The organism is Xanthomonas sp. NCPPB 2866, assembly GCF_041475745.2.
GTDB classification, from domain to species: Bacteria; Pseudomonadota; Gammaproteobacteria; order Xanthomonadales; family Xanthomonadaceae; genus Xanthomonas; species Xanthomonas arboricola.
In genome coordinates this window covers 4,839,408-4,856,575 of the sequence record NZ_CM192975.1, presented here as the reverse complement: position 1 = coordinate 4,856,575, position 17,168 = coordinate 4,839,408, and the positions used below count along the sequence as shown (strand labels likewise).

Sequence of the window (17,168 nt, the reverse complement as noted above, 5' to 3'; positions counted from 1 at the left end):
CAAAGTATGATCATCTGTTGCTGGCTGCGGCGCGCAGAAAAGCGCCGTGCTCGCAGCCCGGTAGTGAAAAGAGGATGCGCCAGACTAGCACCGAGGACAGGGTTTTCCCAGACTTATTCACAGGTCCATCCACAGGGCTTGACCGCCATCACCTCCGCTGACGCCTGCGGGGAGTTGACCGGGCCGCTGATGGCCCTATAGAATTGCCGGTTCTATTCGTCTCCATTCATGCAGAGGGCCCCATGGCCACCAAGCGTACTTTCCAACCCAGCAACCTCAAGCGAGCACGCGACCATGGCTTCCGCGCACGTATGGCAACTGCCGACGGCCGCAAGATCCTGGCTCGCCGCCGCGCCAAGGGCCGCAAGCGCCTGAGCGCTTGATTGCCGCGCCGCTCCCTGCGGCCGAGGCAGTCCCTAACGTGAACGTATCGAACCCGTGCAGGCGATTTCCTCGCTCTGCGCGGGTTCGTACGCGTGCGCAATATACGGTCGTTTTCGATACTGCACGTCGTACCTCGGACCCGTTGCTCAGCCTGCACTGGCGGACCGGCGATACGCCGCCGCGCCTGGGCATGGCGGTGTCGCGCAAGGTCGATACGCGTGCGGTGGGACGTAACCGGATCAAACGCGTATTGCGCGATGCCATGCGGCATCTGCTGCCCGAGCTTGCCGGCGGCGATTACGTGATTGTGGCGCGCTCCGCAGCCGCAAAAGCGACCAATCCACAGATTCGCGACGCTTTCCTGCGTCTGCTGCGCCGTGCCGGCGCATTGCCCCTGCCTGCTGCGCCCGGCACAATGCCGCCCGCCAGGACGATGCACCCATCCTCCCTTTCCCCGACAGAGCCGGAACCCAGTTCCGACTGAGCGAGTTGCTGCCCGATGAACCAGACCCGTGTTTTCCTGATTTTTGCCTGGCTGATGGTCGCGGCGCTGCTGTGGATGGAGTGGGGCAAGGACAAGGCCGCCGCCAATGCGCCGGTGGTTGCGGCGACGCAGTCGGTGCCGGCTGCGCGCGATCTTGACGCTGCGGCACCGTCGGCCAATGTGCCGGCGGCCCAGGCCATTCCGCAGGCGGGTGTGCCGGGCGCCGTACCGGCGACCAGCACGACCGCCGCGACGCCGGCTGCTGCCGGTGCTGCGCCGGTGATCACCCTGACCTCGGACGTGCTGCGCCTGAAGCTGGACGGCCGCAGCGTGCTCGATGCCGAACTGCTGCAGTTTCCGCAGACCAAGGACGGCACCGCGCCGGTCAGCCTGCTGACCGAAGATGCCGCGCATCCCTATAACGCCACCAGCGGTTGGGCCAGCGAGCATTCGCCGGTACCGGGCGTGGGCGGCTTCCGCGCCGAACAGCCGGGCACCGCGTTCGAACTGGCCAAGGGCCAGAACACCCTGGTGGTGCCGTTCGTGTGGAATGCCCCCAACGGCGTATCGATCCGCCGCACCTTCACCCTGGAGCGCGGTCGCTACGCGATCACGATCAAGGACGAGGTGATCAACAAGAGTGGCGCGCCGTGGAACGGCTACGTGTTCCGCAAGCTGAGCCGGGTGCCGACCATCCTCAGCCGCGGCATGACCAACCCGGATTCCTTCAGCTTCAACGGGGCGACCTGGTACAGCCCGCAGGAAGGCTACGAGCGTCGCGCGTTCAAGGACTACATGGACGACGGTGGCCTCAATCGCCAGATCACCGGTGGCTGGGTGGCGTTGCTGCAGCACCACTTCTTCACTGCGTGGATTCCGCAGAAGGACCAGGCCTCGCTGTACGTGCTGAACCAGGACGGCCCGCGTGACGTGGCCGAACTGCGTGGCCCGGCCTTCACCGTGGCGCCGGGCCAGACCGCGACCACCGAAGCGCGCCTGTGGGTTGGCCCGAAGCTGGTCAGCCTGATCGCCAAGGAAGACGTCAAGGGGCTCGACCGCGTGGTCGATTACAGCCGCTTCTCGATCATGGCCATCATCGGCCAGGGCCTGTTCTGGGTGCTGAGCCATCTGCACAGCTTCCTGCACAACTGGGGCTGGTCCATCATCGGCCTGGTGGTGCTGCTGCGTCTGGCGCTGTATCCGCTGTCGGCTGCGCAGTACAAGTCCGGTGCCAAGATGCGCCGCTTCCAGCCGCGCCTGGCGCAGTTGAAGGAGCGTTACGGCGACGATCGCGTCAAGTACCAGCAGGCGACGATGGAGCTGTTCAAGAAGGAAAAGATCAACCCGATGGGCGGCTGCCTGCCGCTGCTGATCCAGATGCCGATCTTCTTCGCGCTGTACTGGGTGCTGGTGGAATCGGTGGAACTGCGCCAGGCGCCGTGGCTGGGCTGGATCCAGGATCTGACCGCGCGCGATCCGTACTTCATCCTGCCGGTGCTCAACATCGCCATCATGTGGGCCACGCAGAAGCTGACCCCGACCCCGGGCATGGACCCGATGCAGGCCAAGATGATGCAGTTCATGCCGCTGGTGTTCGGCGTCATGATGGCCTTCATGCCGGCCGGCCTGGTGCTGTACTGGGTGGTCAACGGCGGCCTGGGTCTGCTGATCCAGTGGTGGATGATCCGCCAGCACGGCGAGAAGCCGAGCAAGATCATCCAGGCCAACGCCAAGTAAGCGCAGTTGCACAGAGCCCGCCGCAAGGCGGGCTTTCTGCGTGTCGCCGCAGTTGCTGTCTGCCCTGTTGTCTTCATCGCCAAGGACGCCGTCGTGATGTCATCGCCGCTGTATCGCCTGTTGCTGTGCGCCGGTTGCGCCGGAATGCTGGCGATAGCCGGCTGCGGCAAGCAGACCGCCGGCGAGGCAGCGTCTGCTGCCAGCACCGCTGCGCCGGCCGCCACTGGTGCGCCAGCCGAAGCCGACAGCGACGACGCACGCGCACTGATCGCGCAGCTGCGCGAGCAACTGGACCGGCATCGCCGCATCATTGTGTTGCTGGCCGACGCGGATGCCCAGACGCCACGCGATCGCGCCACCTCCAGCAGCGTGGGGCAGCAGCTGTTCCATGAAAACCTCCAACAGCGCGAACGCATCGCTGCGCGATTCGAGACGGTGCTGACGTCGAACGCAGCGCTTCGCTTCGCAACGATCGCCACGGTGCTGGACGAGATCGAATCGGCACCGGATCTCTACGATGCCGACCGCCTGGCGTTTGCCGAAGTGTTGCGCGACCTGCACGCACGCATTGGCCGCGATTCGGCACTGCCGGCAGTGAAGCTGCATCAGCGCATCGGCGAGGATCTGGAAGCGTTGGACGAGATCGAGCGCAGCTACAACAAGGAACTGACGCAGATATTCAGCCGCTTCGATCGCAGCCGCGCGATCGTGCCCAAGCGCGAGAAGTGGGACGACTACGTTGCGCATCTGCGCAGCCTGTACACGCGCGAAAAGATCCTGCGCGATCATGGCGTGGTGGAGCCGTACCCGTTCTCCGCGCGCGATAGCGACAGCGAGATCTTCGGCCGCGACCTGCCGCCCAAGACGGTGGTGCTGACCTTCGACGATGGCCCGCACAAAGCCTATACCGAAGAGATCGTGGCCATCCTCAAACGCTACGACGTGCCGGGCGTGTTCTTCGAAGTGGGCCGCAACCTGGGCAGCCTGGACGCGCAGGGCAAGCCGACACTCGCGCCGCTATCCAAGATCAGTCACGCGCTGATGGAAGAAGGTTATGCGGTGGGCAACCACAGCCTGACCCATGCGCAGTTGTCCAAGACCACCGGCGATGCGTTGCGCAGCCAGGTGCTGGACACCGACACGTTGTTGCGCGCGGTGGACGACAAGCGTGCGCCGTTGTTCCGGTTTCCGTATGGGGCGCGCAATGCCGAAGGCTTGCAGCTGCTGGGCGAGGCAGGCCTGAAGTCGATCATGTGGAACATCGACTCGATGGACTGGGCCGACCCGGTACCCGAGTCGATCGTGCAGCGCGTGCTCGACCAGGTGAACAAGGAGCAGCGCGGCATCGTGTTGTTCCATGACATCCACGACCGTGCAGTGAAGGCGCTGCCGCAGATCCTGGATCGCCTGATCGCCGATGGCTACCAGTTCGCCGGCTGGAATGGCCGCGAGTTTTCGGTGGCGCACGCGCCCAGTGCGGCGGCCGAGGCAACCGTGACCACCGGCTACGCCAACTCCTGGGCGATCGTGATCGGGATCGACGACTACGCGCACTGGCCCAAGCTCGAGTATGCCGCCAACGACGCGCAGGCCATCGCCAGCACCCTGACCGGCCCGTTGGGGTTTCCGTCCTCGCAGGTGATCGTGCTCAAGAACGGGCAGGCCACGCGCAACAATATTCTTGCGGCATTCCACGACCGTCTCGGCGAGGGACGCGCGCAGACCAACGACCGCGTGTTCGTGTTCTTCGCCGGGCATGGCGCCACGCGCCGGCTGGCATCCGGGCGCGACCTGGGCTACATCATTCCGGTCGACTCGGATCCGCAGCAACTGGCCAGCGATGCGATCGCCATGAGCGACCTGCAGAACATCGCCGAAAGCCTGCAGGCCAAGCATGTGCTGTTCGTGATGGATGCCTGCTATAGCGGATTGGGGCTGACGCGCGGCGGGCCGACGTCCGGCGCCTACCTGCGCGAGAACGCACGACGCATCGCCCGCCAGATGCTCACTGCCGGCGGTGCCGATCAGCAGGTGGCCGACAGCGGCCCGAACGGGCATTCGGTATTTACCTGGGTGCTGCTGCAGGCGCTGGCGGGCAAGGGCGATCTCAATGGCGATGGCCTGATCACCGGTACCGAACTGGCGGCCTATGTCGCACCGGCGGTGTCGGCAGTGTCGGCGCAGACCCCGGCATTCGGCAGCCTGCCCGGCTCGCAGGGCGGCGAGTTCGTGTTCCAGGTACCGAGCGGCGAAGAGTTCCTGACCGCCGGTACCGCGCAGTTGTCCGCCGATGCGATCGCACTCAACGGCCGCGTGGATGCGGCGCGTCCTGCCGCCACCACTAGCGGTGCTGCAACAGCTGCGGCGCCGGTGACGGTCAAGACGCTGCAAGGCGGCGAAGCCAGGCTGGTCTTGCCGACCGCGGTGAAGAGCAGCGACCGCCAACGTGCGCAGCTGGCCAACGAGCGCGGCCTGCAGTTGTACAAGGAAAAACGCTACGCCGAAGCGGCCGAGCAGTTTGCCGAAGCCTTGAAGCTGCGTCCGGATTTCGCCTTGGCCGCCAACAACCTGGGCTTTGTGTACTACCGCCAGGAACGCTTTGCCGAATCGGCGCGCTGGCTGGAAAATACCCTGAAAATCGATCCGTCGCGTGCGGTGGCCTATCTCAATCTCGGCGATGCCTACGCAAAAGCCGGCGACCGTGACAAGGCACGCAAGGCCTACGCCACCTATCTGGAACTGCAGCCGCAAGGCGCCGGCGCCGAGCAGGCACGCACGCAACTGCAACGTCTCTGATCCGCGCATCCTGTCTGCCTATGTCTTCTTCGCCATCGACCATTGTTGCCATCGCCAGCGCCGCCGGAACCGGAGGCATTGGCATCGTGCGCCTGTCCGGGCCGCAGGCGGCGCAGATCGCCGCCGAGCTGGGTGTCCCGAATCTGCAGCCACGGCAGGCACGCTACGCGCGCTTTCGCGATGCGCAGGGCGAGGTGATCGACGATGGCATCGCCTTGTGGTTTCCGGCGCCGCACAGCTTCACCGGTGAGGCGGTGGTGGAACTGCAGGGACACGGCAGCCCGGTGCTGTTGCGGCAGCTGGTGGCGCGTTGCATTGCGCTGGGCGCGCGGCAGGCACGCGCGGGCGAGTTCAGCGAGCGCGCCTTTCTCAATGGCAAACTCGATCTGGCGCAGGCCGAAGCCATCGCCGACCTGATCGCCGCCGGCGATCTGCGCGCGGCACGCGCTGCGCGCAGATCGCTGGACGGTGTGTTTTCGCAACGTGTCGATGCGCTCAGCGACAGCCTCACCCGGCTGCGCATCCATGTGGAAGCGGCGATCGACTTTGCCGACGAGCCGCTCGACACCCTGGGCGGGGCGCAGGTGCGCGACGGGCTACAGCAGGCGCGCGCCTTACTGGCACAACTGCTGCGCGATGCCGAGCGCGGGCGCAAGTTGCGCGACGGCCTGCACGCGGTGCTGATCGGCCCGCCCAATGCCGGCAAGAGTTCCTTGCTCAATGCATTGGCCGGTAGCGAGCGCGCCATCGTCACCGATGTCGCCGGGACCACCCGCGATACCTTGCAGGAAGCCATCCAGCTCGATGGTTTCGAACTCGTGTTGGTCGACACCGCCGGCCTGCGCGAGGGCGGTGATGCGATCGAACGCGAGGGCATGCGTCGCGCGCGTGCCGAACTGCAGCGCGCAGACCTGGCGCTGGTGGTACTGGATGCACGCGACCCGCAAGCCGCGCGCGATGCGATCGGTGATGCCATCGATACTGTGCCGCGTCAGCTGTGGATCCACAACAAATGCGATCTGCTGGCCGAAGCCACAGCGCTCGATCGCGACGCGGTCGCGGTCTCGGCGGTGACCGGGCAGGGACTGGAGCAGTTGCACGCCCGGTTGCGCGAGCTTGCGCTGGGCGACGGAGTGGACAGCGTGGAAGGCGAATTCTCCGCACGCACGCGGCATGTCGAGGCATTGCGCCGCGCCGAACAGCATGCAGACGCAGCGGATCTGGAGCTGGGCTTCGAACAGCTCGAACTGGCCGCCGAAGAATTGCGCCTGGCACAGGAAGCACTCGGCGAGATCACCGGCAAGCTGAGCGCCGACGAATTGCTGGGCAAGATCTTTTCGAGTTTTTGCATCGGCAAGTAAACCGCTTACCTGCCGCGACGCATGACGAGCCGATGCAGACGCTGGCTATTGGTGTTCTGCATCAAGGATCAGGGACGGCGACAAGCGCAACGCTTGTACAGCGGGTCACATGCCGATACCGAAACTCGAAGCGAGCGCCCGCAACTGCGCTGCAAAACGCGTCACATCACACCCGGCAGCACCGTCTGCAATGCCGCGTTCTCGGCATCGCAGGCTGGCGATGCCGCGGCGGTGGCAGGTTGCTTTGCACGTGCTTTGTCGATCTCGCGGCGCGCAGCGGCTAGATCCTTCTGGAACTCGGGGTTGTAGTGCAGGGCGGCGACGGTGGCGGCGCCCATGATGCGGCCCTGCAGGACATCGCTCTGCCAGTGCACGTTGCAGACCAGGCGGCTGTCGCCGAAGGCGCGGCCGCGGGCGAGCAGGGCGTCGCGTTGTGCGGGGGCCAGCTCGGCCAGGATCAGGCCCCAGCTCCAGCCGATCGCGGTGTGGCCGGAGGGGTAGGAGCCGTTCTTGCGCAGCGCCGCGTCGTCGTCGGGCGTGCACATCGGCTGGTCGTTGCGCATGAACGGGCGTGGCCGCTGGTAACGGGCCTTGGCTGCGCTGGTGCTGGTGCTGGCGTCGCGCATGCTGCGTTCGAGCAGGCGCAGCAGGTGCGGGGTGTGCGCCTGGTCGATCTGGATGCCGAGCGCGCAACTGAAGTGATTGGCGGCCGCCGGGAAACTCAGCGCAGCGTCCTGCGTGGCCAGGTCCCAACGCGGTGTGCCGCGCAGGGCAAGCATGGATGTGGCGATGGCCTGATCGTTGGCGAGCGCGGCGCTGCCGTCCTGCGGCGGCGGCGGTACCAGGCGCAGGCTGTCGGGCACCTGTGCTTTTTCCAGGTAGCCATGTGCATCGGTGGCGATCACCGAGCCCGTCGAGGCCACCTTGTCGCGCGCGCTCGCACTGCCGCATCCCACTGCCAACACCGCGATGACGACGCTGGTCAGCGTCCGGAAACAAGCGCGAGCAATGCGATCGGACATGCAGCAACCCTCGGACAACATAGATGGATGAGTGCGCAGATTACGACGCGCAGATGACATCTGCATGCCAGCGCAACGCAACTGCGGCGCGGAATGCGCAGCGGCTGTCGCAGCACTGTCATGTCCCGGTCGCATCGACGCAAGACAGCTGTCGCACGCTTGCCGTCATCTTTTGACTCGTCCCCCCTGCCGCTCATGCCCAAGACCCATCTGTTAAGTGCCGCCGTCCTTACCGCGCTCGTGCTGTCGCCGGCCGCCTACGCCGCCGATCCCGAGGTGACTGCCGATACCGGCACGACCGTGCAGCAACTCGACGCGGTCTCGGTGATCGGCCAGGGCGAAACGCGTCAGGTGCAGCGCATCACCCAGCAGGACATTCCGGTGTTGCCGCCGGGCACCAGCATCCAGAAGCTGCTCAACCGCATGCCGGGCGTCAATGTGCAATCCAACGATGCCTTCGGTGCCAACGAGGAGTCGCAGACGATCAGCCTGCGCGGCTTCAACGGCACGCGCCTGGGCTATACGCTCGACGGCCTGCCGCTGGGCGACAACGCCTACGGCAACTACAACGGCCTCAATATCAGCCGCGCCCTGATTGCGGAAAACTTCGGCGGCGTGGAGCTGGCCTCGGGCATCGGCGCACTGGGCACCGCGTCCACCAGCAACCTGGGCGGCACCATCCAGTACTACTCGGCCGATCCGTCCAGCGTGTTCGGCGGGCAGCTGTCGCAGACGGTGGGCTCCGATGCCAACCGGCGCACCTTCCTGCGCGTGGACACCGGCGACTACAACGGGTTTTCGGCGTATCTGTCCGGCATCAATGCCGAAGCCGACATGTGGGCGCGCCCGGAGTCGCCGACCACCACGCGGCAGTTCAATGCCAAGGGCGTGTACCAGTTCGACGGCGGCAAGCTGACCGCGTTCGCCGACACCTCGCGGACCTCGCAGGCCGACTATTCGTATCTGTCCAAGAGCGGCATGGCGCGTGGCCTGGGCTGGGACTGGAACCTGTACGCACCGGACTGGAACCGGGCGTTGGCCGCGGCGTACTGCGCACCGGCCACGCGCAATGCGGCGCGCTGCGGCTTCAGCGGCGGCGTGGACAACATCGACGATGCGTACTACCAGAGCCGCGCGTTGCGCGACGACGATCTGTTCTATGTGGCCGGCGACTTCCAGCCCAACGATGCCATCAGCCTGCACACCCAGGTCTACCACCACGAAAACAAGGGTCAGGGCCACTGGTGGTCGCCGGGCCAGGCGTCCAACCCGGGCACGCCGCAGGCATTGCCGATCTCCATCCGCAGCACCAATTACTGGATCAACCGCACCGGCGGCATCGCCTCGCTCGGCTGGAACCTGGGCCCGCATCATCTCGAAGCCGGGCTGTGGTACGAGCGCAATCACCACGATGTGGAGCGCAATTTCTACTGGATCGACGGGCCGGTCAGCGATGACAAGTTCCTGCAGGATCCCGACCGCCGGCTGTTCTCGCAGAACTACATCATCACCACGCGGCAGTTCTATGTGCAGGGCAACTTCAAGTTCCTCGACGAGCGCCTGAGCCTGGATCTGGGCATCAAGAGCCCGAGCACCGAAATGACCGCGCGCGAAACGCCGGGGCTGGCGGTGGAAGCGCCGGTGGCGACCGGTTCGATCAAGGCCAGCGAGTCGGTGCTGCCGCAGGTCGGTCTGGGCTATCGCATCGCAGACGGGCAGGAAGTGTTCGCCTCGTACGCGGAAAACATCGCCGCGTTCCAGGGCGGCGGCGCCGGTGGTCCGTTGCTGGTGACGCAGGCCTCCTTCGATGCCAGCGTCGGCGCACTGGAGCCGGAGAAGTCGCGCACCGTGGAAGCCGGTTATCGCTTCGTGCGTGACCGCTTCGAAGCCTCGCTGGTGGGTTACGACGTGACCTTCGACAACCGCCTGCTCTCGCTCAATCCCTGCGCCAGCATCCAGCAGGGCACCACGCCGGCCTGCACCACGCGCTTCTTCAACGTGGGCTCGGTGAGCAGCCGCGGCGGCGAACTGACCGTGATCTGGAAGCCGACCAGCTACCTGCAGTGGTACAACTCGGCTTCGATCAACCATTCGGCCTACGACGACAACTACGTGCAGAACGGCGTGATCATTCCGACTGCCGGCAAGACCACGGTGGATACGCCCAAGCGCATGTTCGCCAGCGAAATCGCCTTCAACTACGCCAACTGGAACATCAACCTGCGCGGCAAGTACACCGGCCAGCGTTATTACACCTACACCAACGACCAGGGCTTCGGCGGTTACACCTCGTTCGATGCGGGCGCCGGGTACGACTTCGGCCAGGCCGGCGTGCTGCAGGGGCTCAAGCTATCGCTCAACGTGACCAACCTCACCGACAAGCGCTATGCGTCCAACCTCACCGCGTTCGCCAACAGCGATCCGAATGGCCGTCAGCTGGCATTCCATGCCAGTGCGCCGCGGCAGGTGTTTTTGACCTTGGATGCCAAGTTCTGAGTTAGGGATTGGGGAGTCGGGATTGGGGATTGGTAACAGCGGGTCTTATGGCTGCTGACTGATTTCCGGTGGTGATCGACGTGGATGGTTTTAGAGTGGCTGGCAAGACCTGCCGAGTGATTGTCGGGCGGATGCGACGATGCGGAGGTGCGGGATGCAAGGTCGTGCATCCCGCCTCGCTCATCGGCCGCGCTCGTCTGGCGGTCGTGCCGTGGTGTTGATGGCTGCTTTTTTGTTGGAGAAAGGCATGATGCAGTTCCACCGTGCGTTGGTGTTGGGAGCGATGATGGTCGGCATGAGCGGGCCCGCGTTGGCAGAGGCGCCGTTGGCGAAGACGGTGCAGATCTTTGCGCACCGTGGCGCCAGCGCGTTGCGCCCGGAACACACCTTGGCCTCGTGTGCCAAGGCGATTGTCGATGGCGCCGATTTTGTCGAGCCGGATCTGGTGTCCAGCAAGGATGGTGTGCTGGTGGCCCGGCATGAGAACGAGATCGGCGGCACCACCGACGTGGCCAGCCACCCGGAGTTCGCCGCGCGCAAGACCCGCAAGACCATCGATGGCCAGGCGATGGAAGGCTGGTTCACCGAAGACTTCACTCTTGCCGAATTGAAGACCTTGCGCGCGCGCGAGCGGTTGCCGCAGTTGCGCGGCACGCGTTGGGACGGGCAGTTTCAGATCGTCACCTTCGATGAGATCATCGATTTCGTCGCAGCCGAATCGGCAGCGACCGGGCGCACGATCGGGCTGATTCCGGAGATCAAGCACCCGAGCTATTTCAGTGCGCTGAATCTGGCGATGGAAGACAAGGTGCTGGCGAGCCTGCGTGCGCATGCCTACACGCAGACCGCGCCGGTGGTGATCCAGTCGTTCGAGACCGGCAACCTGCGTTACTTGCGCGGCAAGATCGGGCGCAACAGCACTATTCGCTTGCTGCAGTTGCTGGGCGGCGCGCAGATGGCGCTGCCCGATGCGGGCGTAGGCAGCGCACCGCGCACCTACGCGCAGATGATCACGCCCGAGGGGCTGAAACAGGTCGCCAGCTATGCCGATGCGATCGGCCCGGACATCCGCAGCATCATTCCGCTGGATGCGCAGCAACGCCTGGGCACGCCGACCAGCCTGGTGCACGACGCGCACGCGGCAGGATTGCAGGTGCAGCCGTATACCTTCCGCCCGGAGAATTATTTCCTGGCCGCCAACAACCGCAGCAGTGCTGCGGTGACCGAACGTAACGAGGCCGGCGCATTGGCCGAGTTGAAGGCGTATCTGGATGCCGGTATCGATGCATTCTTTGCCGATGATCCCGGCTTGGCGCGGCGTGCGTTGAGCGAGCGTGCGACGCGTTAAACGTTGGACGCATATGCGGTCTGTAGGAGCGCGCTGGCGCGCGATGAAGCGTTCCCGATAACGCTCCATCGCGCGCAAGCGCGCTCCTACGTCCCAGGTGGCCGTTCGCGTGGCGGGAAGTGCAGCACCACGTTCTGCGAGCCGTCTTCCTGGCGCTGCCACAGCACTGGCACCTGGCGTGGCGGCGGCGGTTCCAGCACGTCGCGTTCGGCGTTGCTGATCTCCCAGGCAGCGTCCTCGTCCTCGTCTTCCCAGCTGTAGCGCGGCCTGGCCTGTTGCGGGTCGCGCAGGCGCAGCAGCAGTGCAGCGATCAGGCCGGCCACTGCGCCGCCCAGATGCGATTGCCAGGATACGCCGGCCTCGTGCGGCAGGATGGTCAGCAACATGCCGCCGTAGAACAGGAAGGCGATCATGCTGGTGGCAATCGCCGGGCGGTCGCGGCGCAGCAGGCCCAGCACGAACACCAGGAACATCAGCCCGTGGGTCACGCCGCTGGCGCCCAGATGCCGGCTGCCGGGCTCGCCCAGCAACCACGCGCCCAGCCCCGAACCCAGCCACAGCAACGGCAGCGCCAGGGCGGTGGCACGCGGATATACGCTGCCGGCCAGTGTGCCCAGGATCAGCAGTGCGGCGGCGTTGGCGCCCAGATGCGCGAGCGAGCCGTGCAGCAGCGGCGCGGTGAGGATGCCGAGCAGGCCGTCGGCCTGCAGCGGTGCCACCGCCCAGGCGCGCCAGTCGAACATGCCCTGGGCGGTGAATACCGCCACCAGCAGCAACACGGCAGCCAGGCTGAAGTTGAAGGCACGCAAGACCCGGGAACGATCCAGGCGATCTTGCGAGGTGGCGTCGGCGGCAACAGGATGCGGTGTCATGCCTTCACGGATGGCGTCGCGCGGATGTTTTACAAGCCTGTCCGGCGCGGGATAAGCAGGCCCGACGACGGGATAATCCAGCTCCGCCACCGGTGATTGGCGCAGCGGCTCGCGTGGCATCACTCAGGTCGCTGAGGCGCGACACCGATTGGCCGCAGGGCCCTTGCCCGCCCACCCTCGCGGGCCACGCCGCAAGTACGTCCCTGTAGGCGCTTACGCGGCATCCATGCCGCGTAAGGTCCCGCGACGGTGAGCAGGCAAGGACTCGTCGAATTGGTCGGTGCGCTTGGATGCGAGCAGCGCACGCGGCGCTGCCGTTCCCGATTCCCTAATCCCGATTCCCGACTCCCAGCCCCTCAGTGCCGAGCCGGCTTGGGCGGCCGCAGCAGGCTCAGCACGATGGTGAAGACCAGGATCACGATCACCACCGCCAGCGAGACCAGCACCGGGATCTTGTACAGATCGATGATCATCATCTTGGTGCCGATGAACACCAGGATCACCGCCAGCCCGTACGGCAGCAGATGGAAGCGGTCGGCCATGCCGGCCAGCAGGAAGAACATCGCGCGCAGGCCCAGCACCGCGAACACGTTGGAGGTCAGCACGATGAACGGGTCGGTGGTGATCGCGAAGATCGCCGGGATGCTGTCCACCGCGAAGATCACATCGATCACCGCAATCAGGATCAGCACCACGAACAGCGGGGTGAACCAGCGCTTGCCGTCCTTGATCACGCTCAGCGCATGGCCGTGGTATTGCGGGCTCAGGCGCAGATGGCCGCGCATCCAGCGCAGCACCGGGTTGGCTTCCAGATCCGGCTCCTTGCCGGCGGAGAACCACATCTTGATGCCGGTCAGCAGCAGGAATGCGCCGAACACGTACAGCAGCCAATGGAACTTGGTCAGCAGCACCGAACCGGCGAAGATCATGATCGCGCGCAGCACGATCGCGCCCAGCACGCCGATGATCAGCACGCGCTGGCGCTGCTCCTCGGGCACGCCGAAGTAGGTCATCACCATCAGGAACACGAAGATGTTGTCGACCGCCAGCGATTTCTCGACCAGGTAGCCGGTCAGGAACTCCAGCCCGATGCGGTCGGCCGCCGCATCGCCCATGCTGCCCTGCAGGTACCACCACAGCCCGGCGTTGAAGGCCAGCGCCAGCAGCACCCAGCCGATGCTCCACCAGGTGGCTTCCTTGAAGGTGACCTTGTGGGCACCGCCGTGGCGCATCAGCACCAGATCGACCAACAGCGCCACGATCACCACGATCGCGAAGCCACCCCATAACCAGACATTGCCAATGGTTTGCATACAAGAATCCCGAAAGTGAAACGACCTGGACAGCCGGTGGGCTGAGGCCTTGTGACACGGAAATCGTGGATTCCGGGTGACGGACCTTCGCCTGCGCGGCGAAGGTCTCGCTCACAACCGGCCGGGCCGGTTGCCGTTGCACCGGAGCGCCTGATGGCAGGGCTCGTCATGACGGCGACAACGCTGGGAGCTACTCCCCTTCTACGCCCGATTCTGCGTGCCCGGGGCAGGCACGTCAATCCAGCCGGATACAATGGGCGGATGAATACTCCTGTCCCCGTCGTCCGACTCAAGAATGCGTGGCGCTCCAGCCACCCGTGGATCTTCCAGAAGCTGGTGGAAAAGCCCGCCGCCAAGCCCAAACCCGGCACCATCGTCGATGTGGTCGGCGTGGACGGGGAGTGGGTCGGCCGCGGCTTCTACAACGGCCACTCGCGCATCGCCGTGCGCATCCTGGAGACCGACCAGGCGGTGCCGGTGGATGCGGGCTGGTTCTCGCGCAAGATCGCCGCGGCAGTGAGCCTGCGCCGTGACTGGCTCAAGCTCGACGCGGTGTCCGATGCCTGGCGCGTGGTGCACAGCGAAGGCGACGGCCTGTCCGGCCTGGTGGTGGACCGTTATGGCGACCTGGTGGTGGTGGAGTTCTTCGCCGCCGGCATGTTCCGCCACCGCGAATGGATCTACGAGGCGCTGCGCGAGCAGTTCCCGAGCTGCCGCTTCCACAGCTTCGCCGACGAACACGTGCAGAAGCAGGAAAGCTTCGATTTCCACGGCAACACCACCACCGAAGCGGCGGTGATCACCGAGTACGGCATCAAGTTCCGCGCCGACCCGGCCGGTGCGCACAAGACCGGCTTCTTCGCCGATCAGCGCGAAAACCGCCAGTGGCTGAGCGAGCAGGTCGAAGGCAAGAGCGTGCTGGACCTGTGCTGCAACACCGGCGGCTTTGCGGTGTATGCGGCTGCGCGCGGCGCGTCCGAGGTGCTGGGCGTGGATATCGACGAGGACGTGATCGCCATCGCCAAGGGCAACGCCAAGCTCAACAACGTGCGGCCGAAGTTCGTGCAGGCCGACATCTTCCCCTGGCTGCGCGATGCCTCCAACCGCGGCGAGCAGTTCGATGTGGTGATCCTGGACCCGGCCAAGATGACCCGCGACCGCGAGCAGGTGATTCCGGCGCTGAAGAAGTACCTGGACATGAACAAGCTGGCGCTGGGCGTGGTCAAGCCCGGTGGCCTGTTCGCCACCTTCTCGTGCACCGGGCTGGTGGCCGAGCAGGAATTCCTGGACATGCTGCGGCGCGCCTCGTATTTCTCCGGGCGCACCATCCAGATCCTGAAGGTGGCCGGTGCCGGTCCGGACCACCCGTTCATGGCGCACGTGCAGGAATCGCGCTATCTGAAGGCTGTTTTCTGCCGCGTGATCTAGCGCGGCGATCAACCCCTGGAGCGGCCAGTCGATGACAGCGGACGATGAGGAACGCAAGGCGCTGAGCCGGTTGCTGCGCGAGATCGAGCGGCCCCATGCCAGTCTGCTGGCCAGCAACTGGCCGGTGTTCGGGGTGTGGCTGCTGTTCGCCGGCGCCTTCATGTACCTGTTCCAGACCGGCAACGGTTCGCCATTGCATCCGTTGCTGCTGGCGCTGGGCTCGACCTGCCTGGGCGTGCTCGGTGCCTGGATCGTGTTGCGCTCGGTATGGGCGCGGCAGTGGCTGCACGTGCGCGAGCACGTCGATGTCGAGAGCGTGCGCGCGCGCCTGGCCGAACTGGGCGATTGAACCCACACCTGGCCCCGCACGCCATCGCCAGGCGAGCGGTCACGGTGGGCCACGCATGGATCCCTGCGTGCGGCTGCAAGCTGGGCGCGGCGTACAGACGTTGGCACTGCGCGCAATGTGGTTCCGTGTGTATTTTTTCAGAGCCGCAATGTGCGCATCGCCTGCGCCGTGGCGCGTGCAGTACGCGTGCCGCAAGCCGTTATGATCCGGTGACCCCCACCTGGCTGTGAGATCGCATGCACCTGCACACGCTGTCTCTGTCTGTCTCGCTGTTGCTCGCCACCGCGCTGCCTGCCCACGCGCTGGAGTTTTCCAAGGCCGAACTGGCGCGCGCCACGGCGCTGCAAAAACGCCTGGTCACGCTGGATTCGCATCTGGACACGCCGGCCAACCTGGAGCGCCCCGACTTCGACGTGTTGCAGGCGCATGCCGGCAACCGGCTGTCGCAGGTGGATTACCCGCGCATGGTCGAAGGCGCGCTGGATGGCGGCTTCTGGGCGGTCTATACCGCGCAGGGCAATCGCAGTGCGGCCGCGCATCTGGACGATCGCGATGCCGGTCTGCAGCGGCTGTTGAAGATCCACACGCTGCTGGCCGCGCAACCGCAGCGCTTCGCCTTCGCCACCACGCCCGCCGATGCCGCGCGCATCAAGGCCGATCGCAAGCGCGTGGTGTACATCAGCATGGAAAACGCCAGCCCGCTGGTGGCCGACCCCACACTGCTGCGCTTCTATTACGCGCAGGGCCTGCGCCTGATGAGTACCGTGCATTTTCTCAACAACGAGTTCGCCGACTCGGCCACCGACCCCAAGGGGCCGGAGTGGAAGGGCCTGAGCCCGGCCGGCAAGCAATTGGTGCAACAGGCGCAGGCGCTGGGCATCGTGATCGATCAATCGCATGCCTCCGATGCGGTGTTCGACCAGTTGATCGCACTGTCGCCGGTGCCGATCGTGCTCTCGCACAGCGGCGCGCGTGCGGTGTTTAACCATCCGCGCAATATCGACGACGCGCGGCTGAAGGTGCTGGCCGAGCACGGCGGGGTGATCCAGGTGAATTCCTACGGCGGCTATCTGGTCGATAGCGGCGCCAGCCCCGAGCGCAAGGCAGCCGAGAAGGCGCTGACCGAGCAATACGGCGGCTGGGAGCACATCAAGATCGCCGACGGCACGGCCCTGAGCGCCGCGCTCAAGGAGCTGGATGCGCGCTACCCGATCAAGCGCGCCACCGAGGAGGATTTCTTCGCCCATCTGGAGCATGTGCTCAAGGTGGTCGGGCCCGAGCACGTGGGCATCGGCATGGACTGGGACGGCGGCGGTGGCGTGGTCGGCCTGGAAGACGTCTCCGACCTGCCGCGCATCACCGCCTGGCTGCTGCGCAAGGGCTACACCGAGCAGCAGATCGCCGGCATCTGGGGCGGCAACCTGCTGCGGGTGATGGGGCAGGCGCAGGCGTATGCGGTGGGGAATCGGGAATCGGGAGTGGGGAGGTAGTGCTGGGATTGGGGAGTCGGGATTCGGGATTCGCAAGGCCGAGGCGGTCTGTCGTGCGGGCTGGGTGCTGTGTCGGGCTTGGCGGTGG

General features: G+C 65.7%; 13 protein-coding genes. 10 read left to right on the top strand and 3 right to left on the bottom strand.

The annotated features are described in order from the left end of the window. Window positions 1-242: 242 nt before the first annotated feature. The 5 genes from rpmH (at window position 243) to mnmE (ending at window position 6,762) form a co-directional block, all read left to right on the top strand. The gene (gene rpmH, locus ACCQ04_RS20570; RefSeq protein ID WP_002805908.1) at window positions 243-383 is read left to right on the top strand and encodes a 50S ribosomal protein L34; all 141 of its coding nucleotides are present in this window, start codon (window positions 243-245) and stop codon (window positions 381-383) included. 38 nt (window positions 384-421) lie between these two features. Beyond that, the gene (rnpA, locus tag ACCQ04_RS20565; RefSeq protein WP_226427986.1) at window positions 422-868 is read left to right on the top strand and encodes a ribonuclease P protein component; all 447 of its coding nucleotides are present in this window, start codon (window positions 422-424) and stop codon (window positions 866-868) included. Between the two features lie 15 nt (window positions 869-883). After that, the gene (gene yidC, locus ACCQ04_RS20560) at window positions 884-2,605 is read left to right on the top strand and encodes a membrane protein insertase YidC (protein ID WP_226427985.1); all 1,722 of its coding nucleotides are present in this window, start codon (window positions 884-886) and stop codon (window positions 2,603-2,605) included. 93 nt (window positions 2,606-2,698) lie between these two features. Beyond that, window positions 2,699-5,401 (top strand): polysaccharide deacetylase family protein, encoded by a 2,703-nt coding sequence (locus ACCQ04_RS20555; RefSeq protein ID WP_226427984.1) that lies wholly within the window; start codon window positions 2,699-2,701, stop codon window positions 5,399-5,401. A gap of 20 nt (window positions 5,402-5,421) precedes the next feature. Continuing rightward, window positions 5,422-6,762, top strand: coding sequence for a tRNA uridine-5-carboxymethylaminomethyl(34) synthesis GTPase MnmE (mnmE, locus tag ACCQ04_RS20550; RefSeq protein ID WP_046345192.1), 1,341 nt, complete (start codon window positions 5,422-5,424; stop codon window positions 6,760-6,762). Window positions 6,763-6,923: 161 nt separating this feature from the next. On the opposite strand, the gene ACCQ04_RS20545 is transcribed toward mnmE, so the two are convergent. Then, the gene (locus ACCQ04_RS20545) at window positions 6,924-7,784 is read right to left on the bottom strand and encodes an acid phosphatase (protein ID WP_226427983.1); all 861 of its coding nucleotides are present in this window, start codon (window positions 7,782-7,784) and stop codon (window positions 6,924-6,926) included. 195 nt (window positions 7,785-7,979) lie between these two features. Between ACCQ04_RS20545 and ACCQ04_RS20540 the strand changes: the two genes are divergently transcribed. Both ACCQ04_RS20540 and ACCQ04_RS20535 read left to right on the top strand, forming a co-directional pair. Then, complete coding sequence (locus ACCQ04_RS20540; RefSeq protein ID WP_226427982.1) at window positions 7,980-10,280, top strand: TonB-dependent receptor; 2,301 nt, start codon at window positions 7,980-7,982, stop codon at window positions 10,278-10,280. A gap of 247 nt (window positions 10,281-10,527) precedes the next feature. Then, entirely contained in the window at window positions 10,528-11,628 is a 1,101-nt protein-coding gene (locus tag ACCQ04_RS20535; RefSeq protein ID WP_226427981.1) for a glycerophosphodiester phosphodiesterase, read from the top strand. Between the two features lie 86 nt (window positions 11,629-11,714). Here ACCQ04_RS20535 and ACCQ04_RS20530 read toward each other — a convergent pair whose 3' ends face one another. Further along, complete coding sequence (locus ACCQ04_RS20530) at window positions 11,715-12,500, bottom strand: rhomboid family intramembrane serine protease (RefSeq protein ID WP_046346131.1); 786 nt, start codon at window positions 12,498-12,500, stop codon at window positions 11,715-11,717. Between the two features lie 356 nt (window positions 12,501-12,856). After that, the gene (locus ACCQ04_RS20525) at window positions 12,857-13,813 is read right to left on the bottom strand and encodes a TerC family protein (RefSeq protein ID WP_016901852.1); all 957 of its coding nucleotides are present in this window, start codon (window positions 13,811-13,813) and stop codon (window positions 12,857-12,859) included. 261 nt (window positions 13,814-14,074) lie between these two features. Between ACCQ04_RS20525 and ACCQ04_RS20520 the strand changes: the two genes are divergently transcribed. From ACCQ04_RS20520 to ACCQ04_RS20510, 3 genes are all read left to right on the top strand, one after another. Further along, the gene (locus tag ACCQ04_RS20520) at window positions 14,075-15,241 is read left to right on the top strand and encodes a class I SAM-dependent rRNA methyltransferase (RefSeq protein WP_226427980.1); all 1,167 of its coding nucleotides are present in this window, start codon (window positions 14,075-14,077) and stop codon (window positions 15,239-15,241) included. A gap of 31 nt (window positions 15,242-15,272) precedes the next feature. Next, complete coding sequence (locus ACCQ04_RS20515) at window positions 15,273-15,590, top strand: hypothetical protein (protein WP_039518152.1); 318 nt, start codon at window positions 15,273-15,275, stop codon at window positions 15,588-15,590. 236 nt (window positions 15,591-15,826) lie between these two features. Further along, window positions 15,827-17,080: a dipeptidase gene (locus tag ACCQ04_RS20510; protein ID WP_372358620.1), complete on the top strand. Its 1,254-nt coding sequence runs from the start codon at window positions 15,827-15,829 to the stop codon at window positions 17,078-17,080. Window positions 17,081-17,168 lie beyond the last annotated feature (88 nt).

What these genes read in the sequence shown, in the direction of transcription:
- ACCQ04_RS20520 (WP_226427980.1), top strand. Translation starts at nt 14,075, where the DNA reads ATGAATACTCCTGTCCCCGTCGTCCGACTCAAGAATGCGTGGCGCTCC.
- ACCQ04_RS20515 (WP_039518152.1), top strand. Translation starts at nt 15,273, where the DNA reads ATGACAGCGGACGATGAGGAACGCAAGGCGCTGAGCCGGTTGCTGCGC.
- ACCQ04_RS20525 (WP_016901852.1), bottom strand. Translation starts at nt 13,813, where the DNA reads ATGCAAACCATTGGCAATGTCTGGTTATGGGGTGGCTTCGCGATCGTG.
- rpmH (WP_002805908.1), top strand. Translation starts at nt 243, where the DNA reads ATGGCCACCAAGCGTACTTTCCAACCCAGCAACCTCAAGCGAGCACGC.
- mnmE (WP_046345192.1), top strand. Translation starts at nt 5,422, where the DNA reads ATGTCTTCTTCGCCATCGACCATTGTTGCCATCGCCAGCGCCGCCGGA.
- yidC (WP_226427985.1), top strand. Translation starts at nt 884, where the DNA reads ATGAACCAGACCCGTGTTTTCCTGATTTTTGCCTGGCTGATGGTCGCG.
- ACCQ04_RS20545 (WP_226427983.1), bottom strand. Translation starts at nt 7,784, where the DNA reads ATGTCCGATCGCATTGCTCGCGCTTGTTTCCGGACGCTGACCAGCGTC.
- ACCQ04_RS20510 (WP_372358620.1), top strand. Translation starts at nt 15,827, where the DNA reads ATGCACCTGCACACGCTGTCTCTGTCTGTCTCGCTGTTGCTCGCCACC.
- ACCQ04_RS20535 (WP_226427981.1), top strand. Translation starts at nt 10,528, where the DNA reads ATGATGCAGTTCCACCGTGCGTTGGTGTTGGGAGCGATGATGGTCGGC.
- ACCQ04_RS20530 (WP_046346131.1), bottom strand. Translation starts at nt 12,500, where the DNA reads ATGACACCGCATCCTGTTGCCGCCGACGCCACCTCGCAAGATCGCCTG.
- ACCQ04_RS20540 (WP_226427982.1), top strand. Translation starts at nt 7,980, where the DNA reads ATGCCCAAGACCCATCTGTTAAGTGCCGCCGTCCTTACCGCGCTCGTG.